Source organism: Methanobacterium sp. (genome assembly GCA_039666455.1).
Taxonomy (GTDB): domain Archaea; phylum Methanobacteriota; class Methanobacteria; order Methanobacteriales; family Methanobacteriaceae; genus Methanobacterium_D.
Genome location: JAVSLW010000035.1, coordinates 19,791 through 38,653 on the forward strand (window position 1 = coordinate 19,791; position 18,863 = coordinate 38,653).

The following is an 18,863-nucleotide window of genomic DNA, read 5'->3' on the forward strand; positions in this document are numbered from 1 at the left end:
AGCAATATTTATGAGGAAAGCCCCAAAACATGAAATGTTTGGGGCCCTCGAAAATCAAAGATTTTCGAATGCATCAAAAACAAAGTTTTTGAAAGCATTCCAAAAAGCCCATGAGATGGTCAGGAGTGCCGAGGATATTAAAATATACAGCCATATTGACTGCGATGGAATAGCTGCCGGTTCTATACTTTCATCCATGCTTGATAAACTGGAAAAGTATCACGAAGTAGAGTTCATAACACTGGATAAAATTGATAGTATTGAAATTGAAAGCGAACTTACAATATTTTCTGATCTTGGATCTGGCCAGAACGTGGATAAGTTAGGTAATCCCACGTCAAAGATACTGATTTTAGATCACCACCCTCCTATAAGGCCAATGGTTTATGATAAGCATGTTTTTAACAAATTTTTAGAATTAAACCCCTACTATTATGGGTTAGATGGTTCGTATGAAGTTTCAGGTGGGGGGATGTCATATCTACTTGCAAGAACTTTTGGTTTTTATGATTTAAGCTGGTTTGGAGTTTTAAGTGCTGTTGGAGACATGCAAAACAGCTTAACTGGAAAACTACTTGGTTTAAATCGGAATATACTTAATGACGCAATAGAAAACAGACTTATATCATCTGCAAACGATCTTTCCATTTATGGAAGGCAAACCCGCCCTATATTTATTGCTCTTTCATATTTTGGAGATGTTAACCTTCCAATTACAGGTAACAGAAATGAATGTATTGAAATGTTAAAGAGTCTGGATATCAAGATAAAAGATGGTAAAAAGGCCCGTACTTTATCTGATTTACGGGAAGAAGAGAAAAGTAAAATATTTTCAGAGCTTGTAAAGATGTTAAGCCGTGAAGTACCTCAAAAATACATAAAACACCTTCCTAAACTTATTGCTGGAGAATATTATGAGTTTTTAGATGAAGAAAAATACACCCCACTTAGGGATGCCAGCGAATTTTCTACTGCAGTTAACGCCTGTAGCCGCCATAATAATCCAGATATTGCATTTAAAGTACTTAAAGGAGATAGAAAACTCGCTTTAGATGAAATGGAATATCTAACCAGGGAGCATAGAATATATCTTGCCAGAAAGATGGATTGGATGCGAGAAGAAGATAGAATCGTGCAACTTAAAAACATTCAATATTTTGAAGGTAGTGAAATAAAAAGCGAGGTAATAGGAACAGTTGCAGGTATGAGTCTAAGTTATGGTGACTGGAGAAAACCAATAATTGGTTTTACACCGATAGATAATAATCGAATAAAAGTCTCTCTCAGGTGTTCACGCCTTTTAGCCTATGATGGCATACATTTTGGCAACATAATCCGAAAAATAGCAGTGGAATTAGGTGGAAATGGGGGAGGGCATTCAGTTGCCTGCGGTGCTTATATTAAGAGTGATAAAATAGATAAATTCCTTAAACTATTTGATGAATACTTGAATAGGAAATTATAAATTATTTATAGCTCATAGAACTTGAGGAACATGACTAATTTTGACCAGTCTTTTTCCATTTAAAATTCTTTGTGTGCTTTGCATATTTGAATATCAAAGTTTGGTTTCATCTTTCCAGGTAAATTATTTGTGTGGGTCATGGGATCTGAAGTTAGTTCGTTATAGGTAAATATAACGAACTAAAAATCCGAAAAATCACAGATTTACAAAATACTATTAATATTATAGAATTGTTTTTTATTAATTAAAAAGTGGGTGAATTTAAACCGTTCCATATATACTTAACATTTATTTATCCTTAATTATTCAAAATTAGTTCCAGCATAAAATGAAAAAATTATTAATAAATTAAAGAAATATAGAATTGGAGGGTAATTCATGCAGCCTAAATATTTCACCTTAAAAAATTTTAAATTTGAATCTCAATTTATTTTACCTGAATTAAAAATAGAATATTACTCCTTTGGAAAAAAAGAAATAGATAGGTCAGGAAATTTAACCAATGGTATTATTTATCTACACGGCTGGTCTGGAAATTACAGCTCAATTAAACGTATTAAAGATATTGTAGGTGCTGGAAAGCCCATTGACACAGAAAAGTATTATATAATCTGTCCAACTGCTTTAGGTTCACCTGAAACATCATGTCCTTCTAATTCAGGATTAGGCCATTATTTTCCAGAGTATACAATTAAAGATATGGTAAATGTTGTTTATTCGTTTCTTAAAGAATGTTTTAATATTTATCACCTTAAAGGTGTGATTGGAACTTCTATGGGTGGATTTCAGGCTATTGAATGGGCAGTTAGTTACCCTGATTTTATGGATTTTGTTATACTTATCACAACCAGTCATGATGTGAAAGGAAAAAATTTTGCAGTTTTTAATTTAATGAATACATTTATAAGAAATGATCCTGATTATAATGATGGTAAATATGAAAGGAATCCGGAAGTTGGATGTCAAAACGCTTCTATGTTGCTTTATCTTTTCGGATTTTCCAATACTTACTATAAAAACAGTTCCGGTGAAGAAATAGTTGAATCAATCAATGAAATGAAAAAAGAAGGCAGTCGAATGGATGCTAATGATATTGTATGGCGTAATAAAGCTGCTATTTCTCATGATGCCACTTCAAGGATCTCCAGTATCAAAGCAAAAGTATTGATTATTGGTATAAACCAGGATCAGTATTTTCCACCAGAAACTGATGTAATACCTCTTTCAAAAATGATTAAAGGGTCTAAACTCTTTTTGTATGATTCTATACTGGGACATCTTGGAACCAGTGAAATAAAAAAGGCAGAAAGTATTATTCAAGAGTTTTTAAGTGAATAAATGCTAATTTATTTCAAAAATCATAACAGATAACATTAAAAATAGGAGCAAAATTGTATGAAAGTTAAGGTTATGGACTATGGACTCCTGGAAAATTCAAAATATTTTGTAACTTACCGTGTCTTTGATATTGATAAAAAAACATTGAATAAATTAAAGGATCGTGTTAAAGATGAAGTGGATGTTAAATCTGGAGAACTGCTTTTAACGGTTTATTTTGATGAAGGTTATTTTCCCTTTGGCAGCGATGAATATAGATTCCGCAGGCAGGATTTTATAGCAAGGGAAGAAATAGAAATGATGGCTTATTTACTGAGTATTTTAGAGGATTAAAATTTAAAAGAGAAATGAAGTTACATTTCTTTAATTTTAACTGCTATTTTTTTACCCAGTTCATATAAATCTTCCATTTCTTCTTTTTTAGGCACGTATATTAGTTCTCTTGTGTCAAAAACTTCAAAACCGCAGTTTTCAAGGTCAGTGGCTATTTTTTTTACAGCTCCACCAGCCCATCCCATGGAACCAAAAGAAACTGCTAATTTTTTAAATCCAGTTCTATCAAATCTTAATCCATCTAAATAATATATTAAATCACCCATACTTGGAAATGGTTTGTTGAATATTGTTGGAATTCCAAATAACACTGCTTTACTGTCCAGTATATCCTTAATTATTTCGCTTCGCTCGTCTTCGTGAAGTAAATACATTGCAACATCTACTTCTTCACTGATAACCCCTTCTGCAAGTGCATGTGCCATCTTTTGTGTGGATCCGTGCATTGTATCATATACTATTGTTATTTTGTTTTTGCACTTACCTGTAGCCCAGTCACTGTAAGCACCTATGATTTTCATGGGGTCTGTCCAGATCTGGCCATGAGACGGGGCTATCATCTTGATCTGCTCCAGAAGGCCCAGGTCAGTGACTTCTTTAAACTTTTTAAGCACTAATGGGGATAGAGGGGTTAACAGGTTTGCATAGAACTTCTTAGAAGCATCCATAAGCACATATTCTGGTATTTCATGGTCATATCGCTGCGGGAAACATATATGCTGTCCAAATGCATCGTTAGAAAATAGTATTCCATCTTCTAAAAGTAGTGTAAACATACTGTCTGGCCAGTGCAGTAACGGAGATTCCAGGAAGGCTAATGTTTTATCTCCAATATCAAGTGTATCACCAGTTTTTACCACGTTAAAATTAATTTTTTCAAAAGAATAATGATTTTTTAAACCTTCAAATCCTTTTTGTGTGCAGTAAATGGAAGCATCAGGGAATTTTTCTGCTATTTCTATTAGCGCACCACTATGATCCTTTTCTATATGGTTTTGAATAACAGCATCTATTTTAAGATCTTTTCCTTCTTTAATAAAAGCATCTTTGATTCTCCCCCATAATTGAGAAGAAGTTCCAGGATATGTGTTGTCAATTAAAGCGGTTTTGTCTCTACCAAATACAAGATATGCATTATAAGTTGTTCCAGAGAGAGTATAACCATGGTAAGTTCTAATATCCCAGTCTAAAACTCCTACCCAGTATACTCCATCCTTAATTTTTACAGATTCTGCTTTCATACTAATCCCCCCAAACTTTGTCTGGTTTTTTTTTTCAATGTGTACTATCTACACCTAATTTCATATAAATTTTTCTGTCTGGTTTTTTCCGAACTAATATCAATATTATTACTATGATCGGTAATAGTAAGAAAAATAATGGTAATAACTTTAATTACAGTGGTTTTAAATTTAGCTTTGAAAATTTAAAGTCTTTCTGCATACTCGAGCCTGTTTATAATAATTTTAAATCTGGTCCCATTAATACTATCAAGTTCAATGGTCCCATCAAGCTGCTTTACAAGACCATTTACAAGTTGTAATCCTAAAGTTTCAGTATTGAAATCAAAACCTTCCGGAAGTCCAGTACCATTATCTGCAACAGTTAACGTGTATTGATTGTCATCAATGGAATGTAAATCTATGCTTATTTCTCCAGGTTTACCCTGAAAAGCATGTTTTAATGAGTTAGTAACGAGCTCATTAATTATTAAGCCTAATGGAATTGATGTATCCAGATCTATGAAAACATCTTCTACATTAATATTTAATTTAATGCTTCCAGGGTCTTCTGTGTAATAATGAAGTAGATAGGTCACTAAATTTCCTATGTATTCAGAAAAATTAATATTAACAAAGTTTGAAGATTGATAAAGCTGTTCATGGATAAATGCCATTGATTTAACTCTACTTAGACTATCTTTAAATATTTCAAGGTCATCTTTGTTTTTAATGTACCCTGATTGAAGGTTTAAAAGACTGCTAATTATTTGAAGGTTATTTTTAACCCTGTGATGGACTTCTCTTAGAAGCAATTCCTTTTCCTGCAGTGAATTCTTTATTTCATTTTTTGCACTGACCATATCAGTGATATCGCTTCCAATGCAAACAATTCCAACTGTTTCATTATCTTCACTTTGAATTAATGAAATTGAAAAAAATACAGGGACTATAGTGCCGTCTTTTGCCTTTAAACATGTTTCTTTACTTTCTAAAAATTTTTTTCCCATTAATCCATTAAACATTGCTTTTTTTTCCTTTGTGCCTGGAAAGATAATTTCTACAGGTTTACCAATTAATTCTGAATCATCATAGCCTAAAAGGTCCCTGGAAGCTTTATTAACATTTATTATCTTCTCTTCGCTATCAAGCAAAAACAAGAAATTTGACATTGTAGAAATTATTTTATCAGCAACAACTGTGGTGGTAAGTGCTGGAAATCTGTATTTCCAGATTCCGTAGCTTATAAGGACGATCCCCAGGGACATCATGGTCATGGTCATTTCTGGAACTCTTAATGATACACCAGGCATAATAAAATCAGTTGAAAAACTTATTAAAAGAGGCATGTAAAGCCCTGCAAACATGTATTTTGCCTGCTTTCTTTTTAAACCCTGGGAATTTAAATAAAATGAAAAACACATTAGTCCTGCCAGAGCTACAGTAGAAACCGACCACAGTGCCATAATGTTAAATAAGGTCATGTCTGCAGGAAGAGCGTAAGTCCATCCCCAATATTCTTTTAAAGCACCACCTATAAGTAGATTGGTACTTAATCCAAATGCAGAAATAATAATTGCTGGTAAATATATTAGAATGTAGATTAATTTGTTTTTTAAATACACTGACTTTGTAAATACCAGAGAAATATGCAGTAATAACGACGGTACCAAAGGCCATAAAGTGCTAATTTTAAGCCAGAAAAATGCTGTTTGAGCAGTTTCAACAAGTCTGTATTCAAATTCAATAAAAGCAAGGAATCCTGTAAATATACTTAAAAATGCGATTAAAATATTTAGCCGACTCCACGGGTTTTTATGGTAAATGAAGTTACCAAGAAAAAAGCATATTATAAATGCTGATAGTGATAATAATGCATAAATGTTCATTGACCTACCTTTATTTTATTTATCTGCATTATAATTAAAGTAATTAACGTATTATTAAATTACCTAATATTATTTATTTATGTATTTAATCACTTATTTTTAATTATAATTACATATAACCAGTTAATATGGAGTATTTTTATTAACAGTTTGGTTTCTTTCTATATTTATACTTTTAATTAAAAATAATAGTAGTATAAATTAATTAATAAGTATTGCTACTAATTTTTTTTATAAAACCCATTAATATGTACAATATGAGTAAATAAAAATCATATAATATCTTAAAACTAATATAAAGTTTAATTATGTATTATTTTAATAAAAAAATCTACAATAGATGTCTTTTTTTAAACATCATCTATAAAAAAAGATTAGAATTTTTAAAACATATATTGAATTATCTAAAAAATATTAAATAAAAAAGGAGGGTTAATAATGAATATCAACCAGAATAAATGGAACAAAAATATAGATATAAGTTCATTAAAAGATGAAATTACCTATGGCGGATATCTGGCAGCTTTATGCAGCCCATGTTTAATAATATCCACATCTATAATTTTAAATATCAAAATAGATTTACCCATGCTTTTAATAGCATATTTACTGCCCCTGATAGTTTACAGCTACGATTATTATAAAGATATCGACAAGGATATTAAAAATAATTCAAAAAGAGCTGTTTTTTTAAAAAAAAAAGCAGATAAATATCCATTTATCTTTGGCTTTTATATCCTGTCACTGGTTTCTCTTATGATCCTATATTCCAATTACAGCCTGGTTGCATTTATAGCAGCCATAATAACTGGAGGAATATTATATAACAAGCTGCTTAAAAACCTCACAAAAAAGATCCCTGCATTTAAAAATATATTTACAGCAATGAACTGGGCATTAGTAGGGGCGTTTTTCCCGCTTTTTTATTATTCCATGGATATCAATATGTCATTTATAATGGTCTTTCTGTTGATATTCATGAGATGCATGATAAATGTTATCTTTTTTGATTTGAAGGATATAGATAATGACAGAGCTGAGGGACTGAAAACACTCCCTGTAATTTTTGGAAAAAAATCCACAATTAAAATACTGCACATCATCAATATAATTGCTTTTGCCCCATTGATTATGGGATTATACTTTAGTATAATGGATTTCAGCGCTATTTTTTTACTAATATTCCTTTTTTACGGGTATTTCTATATTAGTAAAGCTAAAACAGCAAACAGCAATCAAATAGAAAAGGTATCTCATACGTTAGCAGATTCAGAATTTATATTATGGCCATTAATACTTTTAGGGGCTAAATTTTTGGTTCAGTTTTGAAATTTAAAAAATCATTTTTTACTTTGATTTTTTGCTGGCATGTCATCACCGGGAAAAAGCAGTTAATATGTGATAAAACAAATAAATTAATACGAATAACCAGAAGTTCCTGTTTTCCAGTTAGGGAAACTATTGAAACAATCGAGGGAAAATATGAAAACTGATAAGGGTGAAATGAAAATAAAAATCTTAAAAGATGGTCCATATTTAGTTTTAGGAGGAATACCTCTTCTTGAGCAAGTAATTACAACAGATGAATCAGGTCACACCCGTGAACTGAAGGATGTACGGGAATACCCTCATAAAGAAAGATATATTTTATGCCGTTGTGGTGCATCAAAAAATAAGCCATATTGTGATGGTAATCATAATAAAATCAATTTTGATGGCACTGAAACAGCCAGTAGAAAACCTTATATCGAAAAAGCAGAAATTTTTGAAGGAAAAGACTTAAAATTAACCGATGTTCCTGAATTATGTGATCATTCACGTTTTTGCATGCGTGCTGGTGGAATAAGAGAACTGATAAAAAAATCAGATGATCCAGAGGCCAGGCAAACAGCCATTGAAGAAGCAATGATTTGTCCTTCAGGAAGGCTTGTCCTATGGGGAAAAACAGGTGAACCATTTGAAAAAGAGTTTGAGCCTTCCATTGTAATGGTCCACGATAAACAGAAGGGATGTGAAGGTCCAATATGGGTCAGAGGAGGCATACCTGTTGAATCTGCAGATGGAACTATTTATGAAATCAGGAATCGGCAAACTCTTTGTAGATGTGGTAAATCTGAAAATAAACCCTACTGCGATGGAAGTCACTGGATGACTGCAGAGCAGAAAATAAAATTTCGTAAAAAATGGGGAATTGATAAAAAATAATGGCTGGATAAAGCTCTAAAAATCGATGACTACTTATGATTTAAAAGCAATTTATTATTAAATAATTTGTTTAAATACATCTCATGGAAACAGAGGATTAATATGCAGAGAAATTTCAAATTAGTATTCAATGCTTTATTATTTGTGTTTATCTTCATTGACATCTTGATTTTAATTTTCCTAACTTTGAACTTTGCTTTGAATCTAAAATCTGTTATATCCGGTCTGGTACAGTTTGATATAATCGTTTCTTTATTGATAATTTTTCAGTCTGTAGTATGGATAGGAAAACAGGAAAATAAAAGGCTATATTTGGCAAAAAACTGGACTGATATTTTCGCTATGATCCCTATTGCATATTTTGTGCTTATAATAGCTCCAAACACACAGGTTTTAGTTGTGGTATTGCTTTTAGTTAGAATTTATGCTCTCTTCAGGTATATGCTAAAAATTGAAGATATAATACGGATTACTGAAAAAACTAAATTGGACTATGCTACATTTCTTCTTATAGGTACATTAGTATTTGGGTCCCTGATTTTTTTCTGGGTAGAATCTCCAGTAAACCCTCAGGTCACTAATCTTGATGATTCTGTCTATTTCATGATTGTAACCATGTCTACAGTAGGTTACGGAAACATAGTCCCGTATACTGGGAGTGGTAGATTAATTTCTGTAATAGCAATTATTGTAGGTGTTGGATATGCAGGATGGGTTACTGCAGCTATAGCAACATCTCTTATCGAACAAATAAGGAAGGAGAGAAAAATGGACACTGAAAAAGAAATTGAATCATTTAAAGAGATTTTAGATAAATTAGATAAAATAGAAAAAGAATTAGAAGAAATAAAATTTCGAAAAAAAGAGTGATAGGTGTTTGTTTTAAATGGTTAACCTGAAACGATCCAGTGTTTCCTGTTTTCCCATAAACGTGTCAAGATCAACTTTCATTCCATCATAAGCTGCAACAGTATTTACTCCAGTTTGATCGTTAACAGTTTTAGCTTCTTTACTGGCATTATCCATTATCATTTTCATTCCAAGATGTGTCATTATGGCAAGTTTAGGTGAAACTTCACTAACAAGCTTTATAAAATTATCTGTACACATATGTCCGCGTATTTTTTCATTTCCGGGCCTTATAACGCTTGCAATTAATACATCTGCTCCCTGGTGATGCTTATGAAGATCCTCAAAATATTCAGTGTCTGATGTGTAAGAAATTGAAAAATCTTTAATCTTCAAATTGAAACCCACTGCTTTAGGATCGCCATGAACGGTTTTTGTTGCAGTTATCTTAATATTACCGAGTTTAGTAATGTCATTAACCTCTAAAACTGAAACTTTAGATCTGCTTAAATGATATTTTGAAATGCACGGTCCAAACTGCTTATATCCTTCAATTACACTCCTACTTCCAATTACTACACCCTTCTTTCTGGTCATTCCTCCAGTCATAGCTTCAATAAGGACTTCAGCGTCACTGTAGTGGTCTGTATGTGAATGAGAAACAAATACGGCGTTCAGTTTGAGTGGATTAAGCCCGAATTGATATGTTCTAACCAGTGCCCCGGGCCCAGGATCGATGTGTATGTTTTTACCGTCAATTCCATCTATCCTTAACCCTCCGGTCATTCTACGCTGAGTTATGGCAGCGAAAGCGTCCGCCACCACTTCCAAGTACAGTTAATTCCATTTATTCACCTTTATCAGTTTTACATATTATTACATTACATTGAAGGTTTGATTTCGTTCTTTTAATGCATAAATTCTCATTTTCAATTACTGCTATGTCCCCCACCATAACGCTTGAGGGATGGCCAATATTCATTTCAATAAGATTACCGGGGCCAGCAATGATATTCCCTTCCATGTCCATAGCCTGAATACCTTTTTTTAATAGAATTTTAAGTTTTTCACCGTTAATACTTTTTACCATTCCAATTTCACCTTCAAGAACTATTCTGGATGCCATTTCAATGGATTTTGTAGTTTGATCAAGCTGTTTTCTTAACCCTTCCCTCATCTTTTGAAGGTCTTTAACATCCTTTATCAGGGTTTCTCTTAGAAGTTTTTGAGCTTCCTTTTTATCTAATTTAATGTCTTGAGTGTAAATATCATATTCTTTACTTACAGAAGGCGTAATTTTTGATATTTCACCCATTACTTTCTTAAAAACTTCAAAGACATTTTCCAAACTTGCTCTGGATTTCCAGTACCTTTTTACAAGTTCGTTAGCTTTTGATTTGGTAAATTTATTCCCAAAAATAATTATAGAGCTATCTCCATTTTCATATTTGTCTATATGTGATCCTATAAGTTCTGTAATAATATATCCATTTGAAGTAGCATAGATTCTTTTTCTCCGGGTCTCAAAGGGAGTTTTTTGCCTCACTTCACCAACAATAACATTGTCAATAACACGGACCTTTTTGGCATCATCCGATACTTTAAGTGTTATTTCATGCTCTTCTGCTACTTTAAACAACTCTTCATCAGTTATAATGGCTCCAGAATAAAGGTATTCTTCAAGTTTTTCTCTTTTTTCTTTATCTCCAAAAAAACCAATTCTACGCTTATCTCCTGCCATTACACATCCATTTCTTCCAATATATGACATTATAAGGCTCATTTAAATCACCAGTTACTTTATAATTAATCAGGTGTTAAAAGATGTTTAAAACCAGGCACATGCTTATAAATACTTAAAGGTAATGTATGAAATTCAATACTTCAGTATTTCCAATTTAGGGCTCTCGGTTGAGTCTGGATGCACCCCTCAATTTTAACCAAATAAGTTACAACCTCCACTAAATATTTAGATTTACCTCACATATTTAAATTATGTACTGAATGTGCTAACCAGATGATTTGAATAAGACCAACCACAAAATAATGAAGAGGTATTAAACAAAAATAAATGTCCATCATTAAAAACAAAGCATTTTAAACCAGATTACATAAACATTTTACGAAGTACTGGTAAATTGTTATACTACAGGCTATTTAGATTACAAGAAAATTGTAATTCTTATTTTTTCGATATATGCACTTAAAATATAAAACTTAAGATAGTGAATGCATAGAATCGAGATATATCTGTTTTATACCCTCGTCAGTGCTTTCTACAGGTGTTAAAGAAAGTAAAATATCTAAACTTGGAGTTGATTTTACAAGGTCTGTTAAATCGTTCACATCGGCTTCACTGAATCCAATATCTGACAATTTTTCATTTACGCCTACGCTATATAACCATTGTTCCACTTCTCCTGCAAGATATGCCCCATCAGAATTTGCCTTTGACACATCTTTTACAATTGGCTCAAATATATATGCAAATCTTTCAGATGCAGCAGCATGACTGTATTTAATCACAGCTGGCAAAAGCACTGCTAATCCTAAACCATGTGCAATATCTGGTTTCAATGCACTCAATGGGTGTTCAAGTGCATGGGTGTAATGTAAAAGTCCGTTATCAAAACTGATTCCTGCAATTGCTGATGCATACAGTAACCAGTATCTTGCAGTTAAATCATCAGGATTTTTAAGTGCATCTGAAAGGTATCGTGATACCAGTTCAATGGTTCTTTTTGCGAGGTTGATTGTATATGGGCTTGCAGCAATGCTGGTTGCAGCTTCAACAACATGATTTATTGCATCTACTGCGGTGTATTTTGTTTGATTTTCAGGAAGTTTTGTAAGCAGCACAGGATCATCAATTGAATATAATGGATATATACACTCATACACCAGTGCAGGCTTAAAATTGTCTTCTGGTATAGTTGCTACTGCAAATCTATTTACTTCAGTGCCTGTTCCATGCGTTGTATTTATCAAAACTATTGGCTTTGCTTTTTTTGCATTGAATTTAAATTTATATAAATCTCTTGCTGTTTTCATCCTGTGTTCAAGTAGTATTGCAGTGCTTTTTGCGATATCTAATGGACTTCCACCTCCAATACCAATAACTGCATCTGCATTCATTGCAAGTCCAAGTTCTTTTGCTTCATCTACCATATCTACGGTGGGGTTTGCACTTGCTTTATTATAAATTTCATAGGTGATATCCTGCTCTTCCAATGCCTCTTTAATAACATCCCATGCACCACATACTTTATATGAGCCTTTTCCTGTGACAAATAATAAATTATTACTTCCTTTATCTTTTAAACTGGAAACAATGCCTTCAAATTTATGGATTGCCCCCACTCCAAAATAATCGGTTGTTTTACATCTTAACTCAAATACATTGTTGATGTCGATAAGATCATCCACTTTGTTTGAAATTTTACTCATATAAATCACTCCCTGATCTGGATGTTTTTCTATTATATCACTTCATTAATACATGATTATAATAATATAATTTATACAATATATATTATTTGTATAAAAATCAATACACTTACATCAAAATTAACCATTGCAATTTTAAATAAAAAATATTTGTTGCAACGCATTTTCTAACCACTTTACTCCTTTTAAAGGTAAATTTGAGTTTTTTTGAAACACCCCCGAATAAATTCTTAAATATTATCTTAGAAGTGTGTCTGTTTTCACATGTGTAGCATGATTCACACATCTGAAGTTTAGAACAAGTGTTGTTTCAGCAAAATTTTTTAGACGCCAATTACAGATAAAAGGGAAAATATGAATGTTACAAAAGGGATTGATAAGTTTTCAGGTATCATTTAAAACTTGAAAATTTTTATCAATGGTGTTTGGATGAATACCAATTTAAATAAAAGATTTTGGGAGATAGATTCTCTAAGGGGCGTTGCAATAGTGATGATGGTCACATTTCACTTTATTTTTGACCTTTATTACTTTAGAATTTACAGTCTGGACGTTCATTCTGGATTTTTATGGTGGTTTGCACGTTTAACTGCATTCACTTTTATTTTCCTTGTAGGGGTTTCATTGAGCCTTAGTAATTCCAGAAATATATTAAAGGCAAATTATGGGGGTCAGAAAAATCTTTTTTACACGCATTTAAAAAGAGGACTTAAAATATTTGGATATGGGCTTATAATAACTGCAGTAACATGGATATTCACCAGGGAAGGATTCATAATATTTGGAATTCTTCAACTTATAGGAATATCCATTATTTTAGAATATCCCTTTTTAAAATACAGGTACGCTAATTTGATTTCAGGTATAATCTTTATTGCTGTGGGTATTTACTTGATGGGATTCAAATTCGATTTTTATGAACTTTTATGGCTGGGATTTACTCCTTATAACTTTTACACGCTTGATTATTTCCCCCTGCTTCCATGGTTAGGTGTTGTATCTTTGGGGATATTTCTGGGAAACACACTTTATGGAAGTTATACTCGCCATTTTAAACTTCTGGATTTATCAAAATATCTTCCCCTAAAAGTTTTAGGATTTTTAGGGCAACATTCACTGTTTATTTACTTTATTCATCAGCCAGTGTTGATTATTATACTTTTAATAGTAGCACCTGCAAATGTTTTAACATTGATTTTTTAGATAATAAAATAATTATAGATAAAAGCTTCAATTATATAGAATATATGATTTAAAGGATTAATCCATCAGGATCATTATTTTATTAAAACTGCAAAAAGTTAGGTGTGTCCATGAATATTTTAAATAAATCAGAATTGATTAAAAATCACGAAATAACTGCATTAGATAACTTAGAAGAATCATTAAAGAACATAAAGAGTAAAAATGATAAGATAAATGCATTTCTTGAAATAAAAGAGGAAGAAGCTGTTTCTTCGGCAGAAAAAGTTGATGCAAAAATTAAAAATGGTAAAAAAGTGGGGAAGCTTGCAGGATTAACCATTGGAATTAAAAGCAACATCAACATCGAAGACTTTATAATCTCAGCAGCTTCAAAAACACTTGAAAACTACATGGGAAGCTATAATGCCACAGTTATTGAAAGGATAAGAAAAGAAGATGGAATAATTCTTGGAACAACCAATATGGACGAATTTGCAGCAGGAAGCTCAACTGAAACATCTTATTTTGGAGTAACTGATAATCCAGCAGCGCCTGGAAGAATTCCTGGGGGCTCAAGTGGAGGAAGTGCAGCTGCAGTAGCAGCGAAAATGTGTGACCTTTCCCTTGGTTCAGATACTGGCGGCTCTATAAGGAACCCTGCATCTCACTGCGGTGTCATGGGCTTTAAATCAACTTATGGTGTAGTTTCAAGACAGGGATTGCTGGATCTGGCTATGAGCCTTGAACAAATTGGGCCTTTTGCTCGTGACGCTGGCGGAATTGCTTTGATGCTTGATTCCATTGCGGGATACGACCCAACTGAGTGCACAACCTTGAAGAATGTTCCTGATTTTAAGGGAAAACTTGAAAATTCACAGGAAGTTATGAAAGGAATGAAAGTGGGTACTGTAAAAGAATTCTTTGATGTGTCTGATGAGAGAATAGTGAATATAATTAAAAAATGTCTTGATAAAATGCAGGAGATGGGTGCAGAAGTGGTTGAATTAAGCTTTGACTATATTGATTTATGCCTGCCTACCTATTACCTCATAAACTATGTTGAATTCTTCTCAGCAACCAGAAAGTATGACGGCAGAAAGTATGGTTACAGAATTGAAGAAGTATGTGGAGAGGAAGTTTTAAGAAGAATACACACTGGATCTTACATTAGTCAGAAGGAATACAGTGGTAAATACTATAAAAAAGCTTTACAGGCAAGATCACTTATTAGAAGAGAAATTACGAACCTTTTAAGTGGTGTAGATGCTATAGTTGGTCCAACAGTTCCAAAACTTCCACATAAGCTTGGTGAGTCATTAGATCCAATGGAGATGTATGCATATGATGTTTTAACAGTTATAGCAAACCTTGCAGGGATCCCGGCAGGAAGCATGAAGGCTGGTGAGGTAAAGGGCATTCCTGTTGGCCTTCAAATCCAGGGAAAACCACTTGATGATGCTAAAATCATCCAGATGATGGCTGCACTTGAATGAAGTGAAAAGATGAAAAAAATAGGTCTTCTTTATGTAAAAGGTTCTCTTCCAGTTTTTGAAAACTTTGGGGAGCTACCAACTCATATTGTAAAAGAAAATGGTTTGGTCAACGGCCAAAAGGCACATAAAGCTTTAGATGGATTAATTATTCCTGGCGGAAGCATAATTGAGTCTCAGAGTGTTCAAAATACTTTAAAGTCTGAAATTCGAAAAATGGAAAAGGAAGGTAAGTTCATTTTTGGAATGTGCTCTGGGTTTCAGCTTCTTGCAAATAAAACAGATATAGGGAGGCGTTCGCCATGTCCAATTGAAAGAGAAGGACTTGGAATTTTAGATGTAACCTTCAGGCCAATGATTGGAACAGACCAGGTGGAAGCAGAAATCCTTGACAGCTCTTTTTTAACCCAAGGAATGGTTGGTAAGACAGTCACTGGATTTCACTGCCACACTTACGGTTTAATTGAAGGAAATGCCCCACAACTGTTTTTAAGCACTGTTAAAAGAACTGATTATCATGATAACCCTCGAGAGATACTGTCTGGAGTTAGAAACGATGATGGAAATGTTGTAGGGACTATGGTCCACGGGTGCCTGGATGAAAACCATTCACTTGTAGAAAATATTATAGATTTTATAGATGCTTCTGAAGTTGATGTTTTGAATATTAAAAACAAAAACAGGGAGCTGATTTCTAAAATCAGGACTGAAATTGGTATAGATACAAATATCTATGTAAAACATGCTAATACAACAGAGAGAACTCCAAAAGCATTGATGATTGCAAGCACTGGTTCTGATTCTGGAAAAACATTTCTAACAACAGGCATGGCTGGGGTTTTAAGGAAAATGGGATACAGAGTCGCTGTATTAAAAGTAGGACCAGATATCAGAGATATAGTACCTTCTCTTTACCTTAATAAAGAAAATATGGAAAAATTTTCCTCAATTAGAATTGGGGGACTTGGATGGATGGATCTGGAGGAAGTAATTACAGATCCTGGAGACTACGACATTGTACTTATAGAGGGGGTTATGAGCGCATTTACAGGCACTTTAAACGAAAAAATACCATTTTCAACAGCTGAAATTGCAAAGGCAGCTAATATTCCAGTGATTATGATTACTTCGTGCAGTAAAGGAGGAATAGAAACAGCTGCAGTTGATATTGTGGGCCATATCGAAGTTCTGAACAAACTTGGGGTTAAAACATGTGGCGTGATACTTAACAGGGTTTATGATAGGTCAATTTCAAAAATAGCCTCATCATTCATAAAAAGAAGGACAGATGTAGATGTTATTGGGGAAATTCCCAAAGTCAAAATGACAGAAAGAGGAAACACCCCGGAAGTTGAAATTAAACTGGAGGAATTCTGTTTAAATGCCATGAAAACAGTTGAAGAACATCTGAATATCCCTGAAATATTTAAAATGGCTAAAATACCCCAGTTTGTAGGTTACATGTCTTATGAGGATATTAAAGATAAGTTTTAAAGATAAGTTTTGATCAACCTTTTTTTAAAAGGTTGATTTGCATGTCTTATGAGGATATTAAAGATAAGTTTTAAAGATAAGTTTTGATCAACCTTTAAAGTCTTTATAAGCTTTTATTACTTCTTCCCCACTTAAAAACAGTAGCCCTTCTTTTTCAGCGTATTTTTCAACTTCAGATGTTGGCAGTGAATTCCCGGTGTTGTCATCCATCATTTCACAGCAAACAGCGGCAGGAGTTAGCCCTGTCATCTCAGTAAGTGCGACACTCATTTCAGTATGGCCCTGACGCCTGGTTAAAAGTCCTTTTGAACCTCTAAGGATTGTTACATGTCCTGGAGCTCTGAAGTGTTTTCCAAAGTTGTTGTGATCTTCATTTTTACAGAGCATTGCAAGTTCTTTTATGGTCAAAGCTCTGTCATTATCTGTTATTCCAGTAAATGTTTCTCTGTGGTTTATGGTCAGTGAAAAGGCTGATCTTTCATCGTAGGGGATATCATTTGGTGAAAGTTCGGCTAATAAGGGATATCGGTACTGTGCTGCATCCATTACATCAGTCATGAAGGGTAATCTCAGTTTTCTGGCTTCTTCGTGAGATACAGCGGTACATATCAGCCCCCCGGCATCATTTCTCATTCTTGAAATGTGCTGCGGCTTAATAAATTCTGCTGCGATAATCATATCGGTTTCTCTTTCCCTATTATCACTGTCAAATACCAAAATGATCTCACCGTCTTTAAATGCTTTCAATGCGTCCTTTATCATTTAATCGTAACTCCATTATACGTTTTTCGTGAATTAATAGACTTCCAATTTAATATGGTTATAATGTATTTTTATAAAATTAATATTTATGCATTTTCTAAAGGAGATTAATTATTTCATTTAAAAGATAAAAATTTAATATTCGAGGTTTAATTTAACTTTATGCCCATTTTTAATTTCTAAAGACTCTTTAACCTTAATTGAAGTTATAAATTCAAGAATATTTTCTCCATGTGTGGTTTTTTTTGGAAACACTACTGCACCACATATATCATTGTTTAAAACAGCTTTTATAAGTAGAACATCCCCAAAATTCCCTTCACCTTTAATTTTTTCCATTTTATCCTTTTTAATCTGGTGGATCTTCTGGATTTCACTTTCAGATATCCTGATATTTAAGGTACCTGGAAAGGGAGTAAAATTAAGTTTCTTTTCAAACTGATCCTTATAAAATGATCTGGACATGAAATAAGCACCTTTTCCCTGTCCTGATACTACAATTCCTTTAATTTCCATTTTAATCACACTTAAATTATTGGTTACGTTTGTCCAGCTCTTTCATAGCCTTTGTGGCCAGAATATGCGCCTTTCTGATTGGTTCAGGCATCTTAAATACAGAAGCTTTTAATACAGCATCAACTGCAGTTTTAAGAGAAATTTTATGACCTATACTCACGTACTTATCTTTAATGTATGCACCTACGGTTTCATTTCCTGACAGAACATATTTTATGACGTTTTCATATTTAAATTTATATTTTCCAGGCGCTAATCTTTTTGCAACTCCAATTGCAGGTGTATCCATAAGCAGTCCAACATGGGAGGCAAGGCCAAAGCCCCGTGGATGCATGATACCATGGCCATTGACCATTAACACGTCGTAACTATTTTTCAGTGTTTTTAGAACTGAAACCATTGCATCGGCTTCTCTAAAACCTAAAAAACCTGCAATATATGGAAACTGAATTTCAACTTTTAAAGTTTTTTCTTCTAATACTTCAAGCGTGTTATAATCAATCACTACAGCTGCTGCAATGGCATAATTATCCCTTAAAAATGATATATCGACTCCTGCAACTTTTTTAATATCTTCAAATTTATCTTCTTTTATTATTTCCTTTGAGAGATTATTTTGGATATTTGAAAGATATTGGGTTAAATTACAGGAGCACATGGTGTTTAAATA

General features: G+C 33.1%; 17 protein-coding genes. 9 read left to right on the forward strand and 8 right to left on the reverse strand.

The features are described from left to right. Nucleotides 1–115 precede the first annotated feature (115 nt). The 3 genes from recJ (at nt 116) to PQ963_09235 (ending at nt 3,136) form a co-directional block, all read left to right on the forward strand. Nucleotides 116–1,465 carry a single-stranded-DNA-specific exonuclease RecJ gene (gene recJ, locus PQ963_09225; GenBank protein MEN4029847.1) on the forward strand — a complete coding sequence of 450 codons (1,350 nt, stop codon included), beginning with the start codon at nt 116–118 and terminating at the stop codon, nt 1,463–1,465. A gap of 378 nt (nt 1,466–1,843) precedes the next feature. Continuing rightward, nucleotides 1,844–2,803 carry an alpha/beta fold hydrolase gene (locus PQ963_09230; GenBank protein ID MEN4029848.1) on the forward strand — a complete coding sequence of 320 codons (960 nt, stop codon included), beginning with the start codon at nt 1,844–1,846 and terminating at the stop codon, nt 2,801–2,803. Between the two features lie 57 nt (nt 2,804–2,860). Then, on the forward strand, nt 2,861–3,136 hold the full coding sequence (locus PQ963_09235) for a DUF5750 family protein (protein ID MEN4029849.1): 276 nt from the start codon (nt 2,861–2,863) through the stop codon (nt 3,134–3,136). 20 nt (nt 3,137–3,156) lie between these two features. Here PQ963_09235 and PQ963_09240 read toward each other — a convergent pair whose 3' ends face one another. Further along, nucleotides 3,157–4,377, reverse strand: a complete 1,221-nt coding sequence (locus tag PQ963_09240) for an FprA family A-type flavoprotein (protein MEN4029850.1) — start codon at nt 4,375–4,377, stop codon at nt 3,157–3,159. A gap of 185 nt (nt 4,378–4,562) precedes the next feature. Next, a complete protein-coding gene (locus PQ963_09245; GenBank protein MEN4029851.1) occupies nt 4,563–6,245 on the reverse strand; it encodes a histidine kinase dimerization/phosphoacceptor domain -containing protein in 1,683 nt (560 codons plus the stop codon). Nucleotides 6,246–6,683: 438 nt separating this feature from the next. On the opposite strand from PQ963_09245, the gene PQ963_09250 reads away from it, so the two are divergent. From PQ963_09250 to PQ963_09260, 3 genes are all read left to right on the forward strand, one after another. After that, complete coding sequence (locus PQ963_09250; protein ID MEN4029852.1) at nt 6,684–7,574, forward strand: UbiA family prenyltransferase; 891 nt, start codon at nt 6,684–6,686, stop codon at nt 7,572–7,574. Between the two features lie 153 nt (nt 7,575–7,727). Beyond that, nucleotides 7,728–8,450 carry a CDGSH iron-sulfur domain-containing protein gene (locus PQ963_09255; protein MEN4029853.1) on the forward strand — a complete coding sequence of 241 codons (723 nt, stop codon included), beginning with the start codon at nt 7,728–7,730 and terminating at the stop codon, nt 8,448–8,450. A 102-nt stretch (nt 8,451–8,552) separates the two neighbouring features. Beyond that, nucleotides 8,553–9,320: an ion channel gene (locus PQ963_09260; GenBank protein MEN4029854.1), complete on the forward strand. Its 768-nt coding sequence runs from the start codon at nt 8,553–8,555 to the stop codon at nt 9,318–9,320. Nucleotides 9,321–9,332: 12 nt separating this feature from the next. On the opposite strand, the gene PQ963_09265 is transcribed toward PQ963_09260, so the two are convergent. The 3 genes from PQ963_09265 to PQ963_09275 all read right to left on the reverse strand — a co-directional run bounded on the left by PQ963_09265 (nt 9,333) and on the right by PQ963_09275 (nt 12,746). Next, nucleotides 9,333–10,121 carry an MBL fold metallo-hydrolase gene (locus PQ963_09265; protein MEN4029855.1) on the reverse strand — a complete coding sequence of 263 codons (789 nt, stop codon included), beginning with the start codon at nt 10,119–10,121 and terminating at the stop codon, nt 9,333–9,335. A gap of 25 nt (nt 10,122–10,146) precedes the next feature. Continuing rightward, on the reverse strand, nt 10,147–11,082 hold the full coding sequence (locus tag PQ963_09270) for a DUF2121 domain-containing protein (GenBank protein ID MEN4029856.1): 936 nt from the start codon (nt 11,080–11,082) through the stop codon (nt 10,147–10,149). A gap of 434 nt (nt 11,083–11,516) precedes the next feature. Beyond that, nucleotides 11,517–12,746 (reverse strand): iron-containing alcohol dehydrogenase, encoded by a 1,230-nt coding sequence (locus PQ963_09275; protein MEN4029857.1) that lies wholly within the window; start codon nt 12,744–12,746, stop codon nt 11,517–11,519. 429 nt (nt 12,747–13,175) lie between these two features. On the opposite strand from PQ963_09275, the gene PQ963_09280 reads away from it, so the two are divergent. From PQ963_09280 to PQ963_09290, 3 genes are all read left to right on the forward strand, one after another. After that, a complete protein-coding gene (locus tag PQ963_09280) occupies nt 13,176–13,949 on the forward strand; it encodes a heparan-alpha-glucosaminide N-acetyltransferase (protein MEN4029858.1) in 774 nt (257 codons plus the stop codon). 110 nt (nt 13,950–14,059) lie between these two features. After that, on the forward strand, nt 14,060–15,424 hold the full coding sequence (gatA, locus tag PQ963_09285; GenBank protein ID MEN4029859.1) for an Asp-tRNA(Asn)/Glu-tRNA(Gln) amidotransferase subunit GatA: 1,365 nt from the start codon (nt 14,060–14,062) through the stop codon (nt 15,422–15,424). Between the two features lie 9 nt (nt 15,425–15,433). Beyond that, on the forward strand, nt 15,434–16,915 hold the full coding sequence (locus PQ963_09290; GenBank protein ID MEN4029860.1) for an AAA family ATPase: 1,482 nt from the start codon (nt 15,434–15,436) through the stop codon (nt 16,913–16,915). A gap of 87 nt (nt 16,916–17,002) precedes the next feature. Here PQ963_09290 and ribB read toward each other — a convergent pair whose 3' ends face one another. From ribB to PQ963_09305, 3 genes are all read right to left on the reverse strand, one after another. Further along, nucleotides 17,003–17,677 (reverse strand): 3,4-dihydroxy-2-butanone-4-phosphate synthase, encoded by a 675-nt coding sequence (gene ribB / locus PQ963_09295; GenBank protein ID MEN4029861.1) that lies wholly within the window; start codon nt 17,675–17,677, stop codon nt 17,003–17,005. Between the two features lie 135 nt (nt 17,678–17,812). Continuing rightward, nucleotides 17,813–18,193: a DUF120 domain-containing protein gene (locus tag PQ963_09300; GenBank protein MEN4029862.1), complete on the reverse strand. Its 381-nt coding sequence runs from the start codon at nt 18,191–18,193 to the stop codon at nt 17,813–17,815. 16 nt (nt 18,194–18,209) lie between these two features. After that, nucleotides 18,210–18,851 carry an endonuclease V gene (locus PQ963_09305; protein MEN4029863.1) on the reverse strand — a complete coding sequence of 214 codons (642 nt, stop codon included), beginning with the start codon at nt 18,849–18,851 and terminating at the stop codon, nt 18,210–18,212. Between the last annotated feature and the right edge of the window lie 12 nt (nt 18,852–18,863).

Excerpts from the sequence above, each read along its gene's own strand:
- recJ (MEN4029847.1), top strand. The coding sequence starts at position 116 with ATGGTCAGGAGTGCCGAGGATATTAAAATATACAGCCATATTGACTGC.
- PQ963_09230 (MEN4029848.1), top strand. The coding sequence starts at position 1,844 with ATGCAGCCTAAATATTTCACCTTAAAAAATTTTAAATTTGAATCTCAA.
- PQ963_09235 (MEN4029849.1), top strand. The coding sequence starts at position 2,861 with ATGAAAGTTAAGGTTATGGACTATGGACTCCTGGAAAATTCAAAATAT.
- PQ963_09240 (MEN4029850.1), bottom strand. The coding sequence starts at position 4,377 with ATGAAAGCAGAATCTGTAAAAATTAAGGATGGAGTATACTGGGTAGGA.
- PQ963_09245 (MEN4029851.1), bottom strand. The coding sequence starts at position 6,245 with ATGAACATTTATGCATTATTATCACTATCAGCATTTATAATATGCTTT.
- PQ963_09250 (MEN4029852.1), top strand. The coding sequence starts at position 6,684 with ATGAATATCAACCAGAATAAATGGAACAAAAATATAGATATAAGTTCA.
- PQ963_09255 (MEN4029853.1), top strand. The coding sequence starts at position 7,728 with ATGAAAACTGATAAGGGTGAAATGAAAATAAAAATCTTAAAAGATGGT.
- PQ963_09260 (MEN4029854.1), top strand. The coding sequence starts at position 8,553 with ATGCAGAGAAATTTCAAATTAGTATTCAATGCTTTATTATTTGTGTTT.
- PQ963_09270 (MEN4029856.1), bottom strand. The coding sequence starts at position 11,082 with ATGAGCCTTATAATGTCATATATTGGAAGAAATGGATGTGTAATGGCA.
- PQ963_09275 (MEN4029857.1), bottom strand. The coding sequence starts at position 12,746 with ATGAGTAAAATTTCAAACAAAGTGGATGATCTTATCGACATCAACAAT.
- PQ963_09280 (MEN4029858.1), top strand. The coding sequence starts at position 13,176 with ATGAATACCAATTTAAATAAAAGATTTTGGGAGATAGATTCTCTAAGG.
- gatA (MEN4029859.1), top strand. The coding sequence starts at position 14,060 with ATGAATATTTTAAATAAATCAGAATTGATTAAAAATCACGAAATAACT.
- PQ963_09290 (MEN4029860.1), top strand. The coding sequence starts at position 15,434 with ATGAAAAAAATAGGTCTTCTTTATGTAAAAGGTTCTCTTCCAGTTTTT.
- ribB (MEN4029861.1), bottom strand. The coding sequence starts at position 17,677 with ATGATAAAGGACGCATTGAAAGCATTTAAAGACGGTGAGATCATTTTG.
- PQ963_09300 (MEN4029862.1), bottom strand. The coding sequence starts at position 18,193 with ATGGAAATTAAAGGAATTGTAGTATCAGGACAGGGAAAAGGTGCTTAT.
- PQ963_09305 (MEN4029863.1), bottom strand. The coding sequence starts at position 18,851 with ATGTGCTCCTGTAATTTAACCCAATATCTTTCAAATATCCAAAATAAT.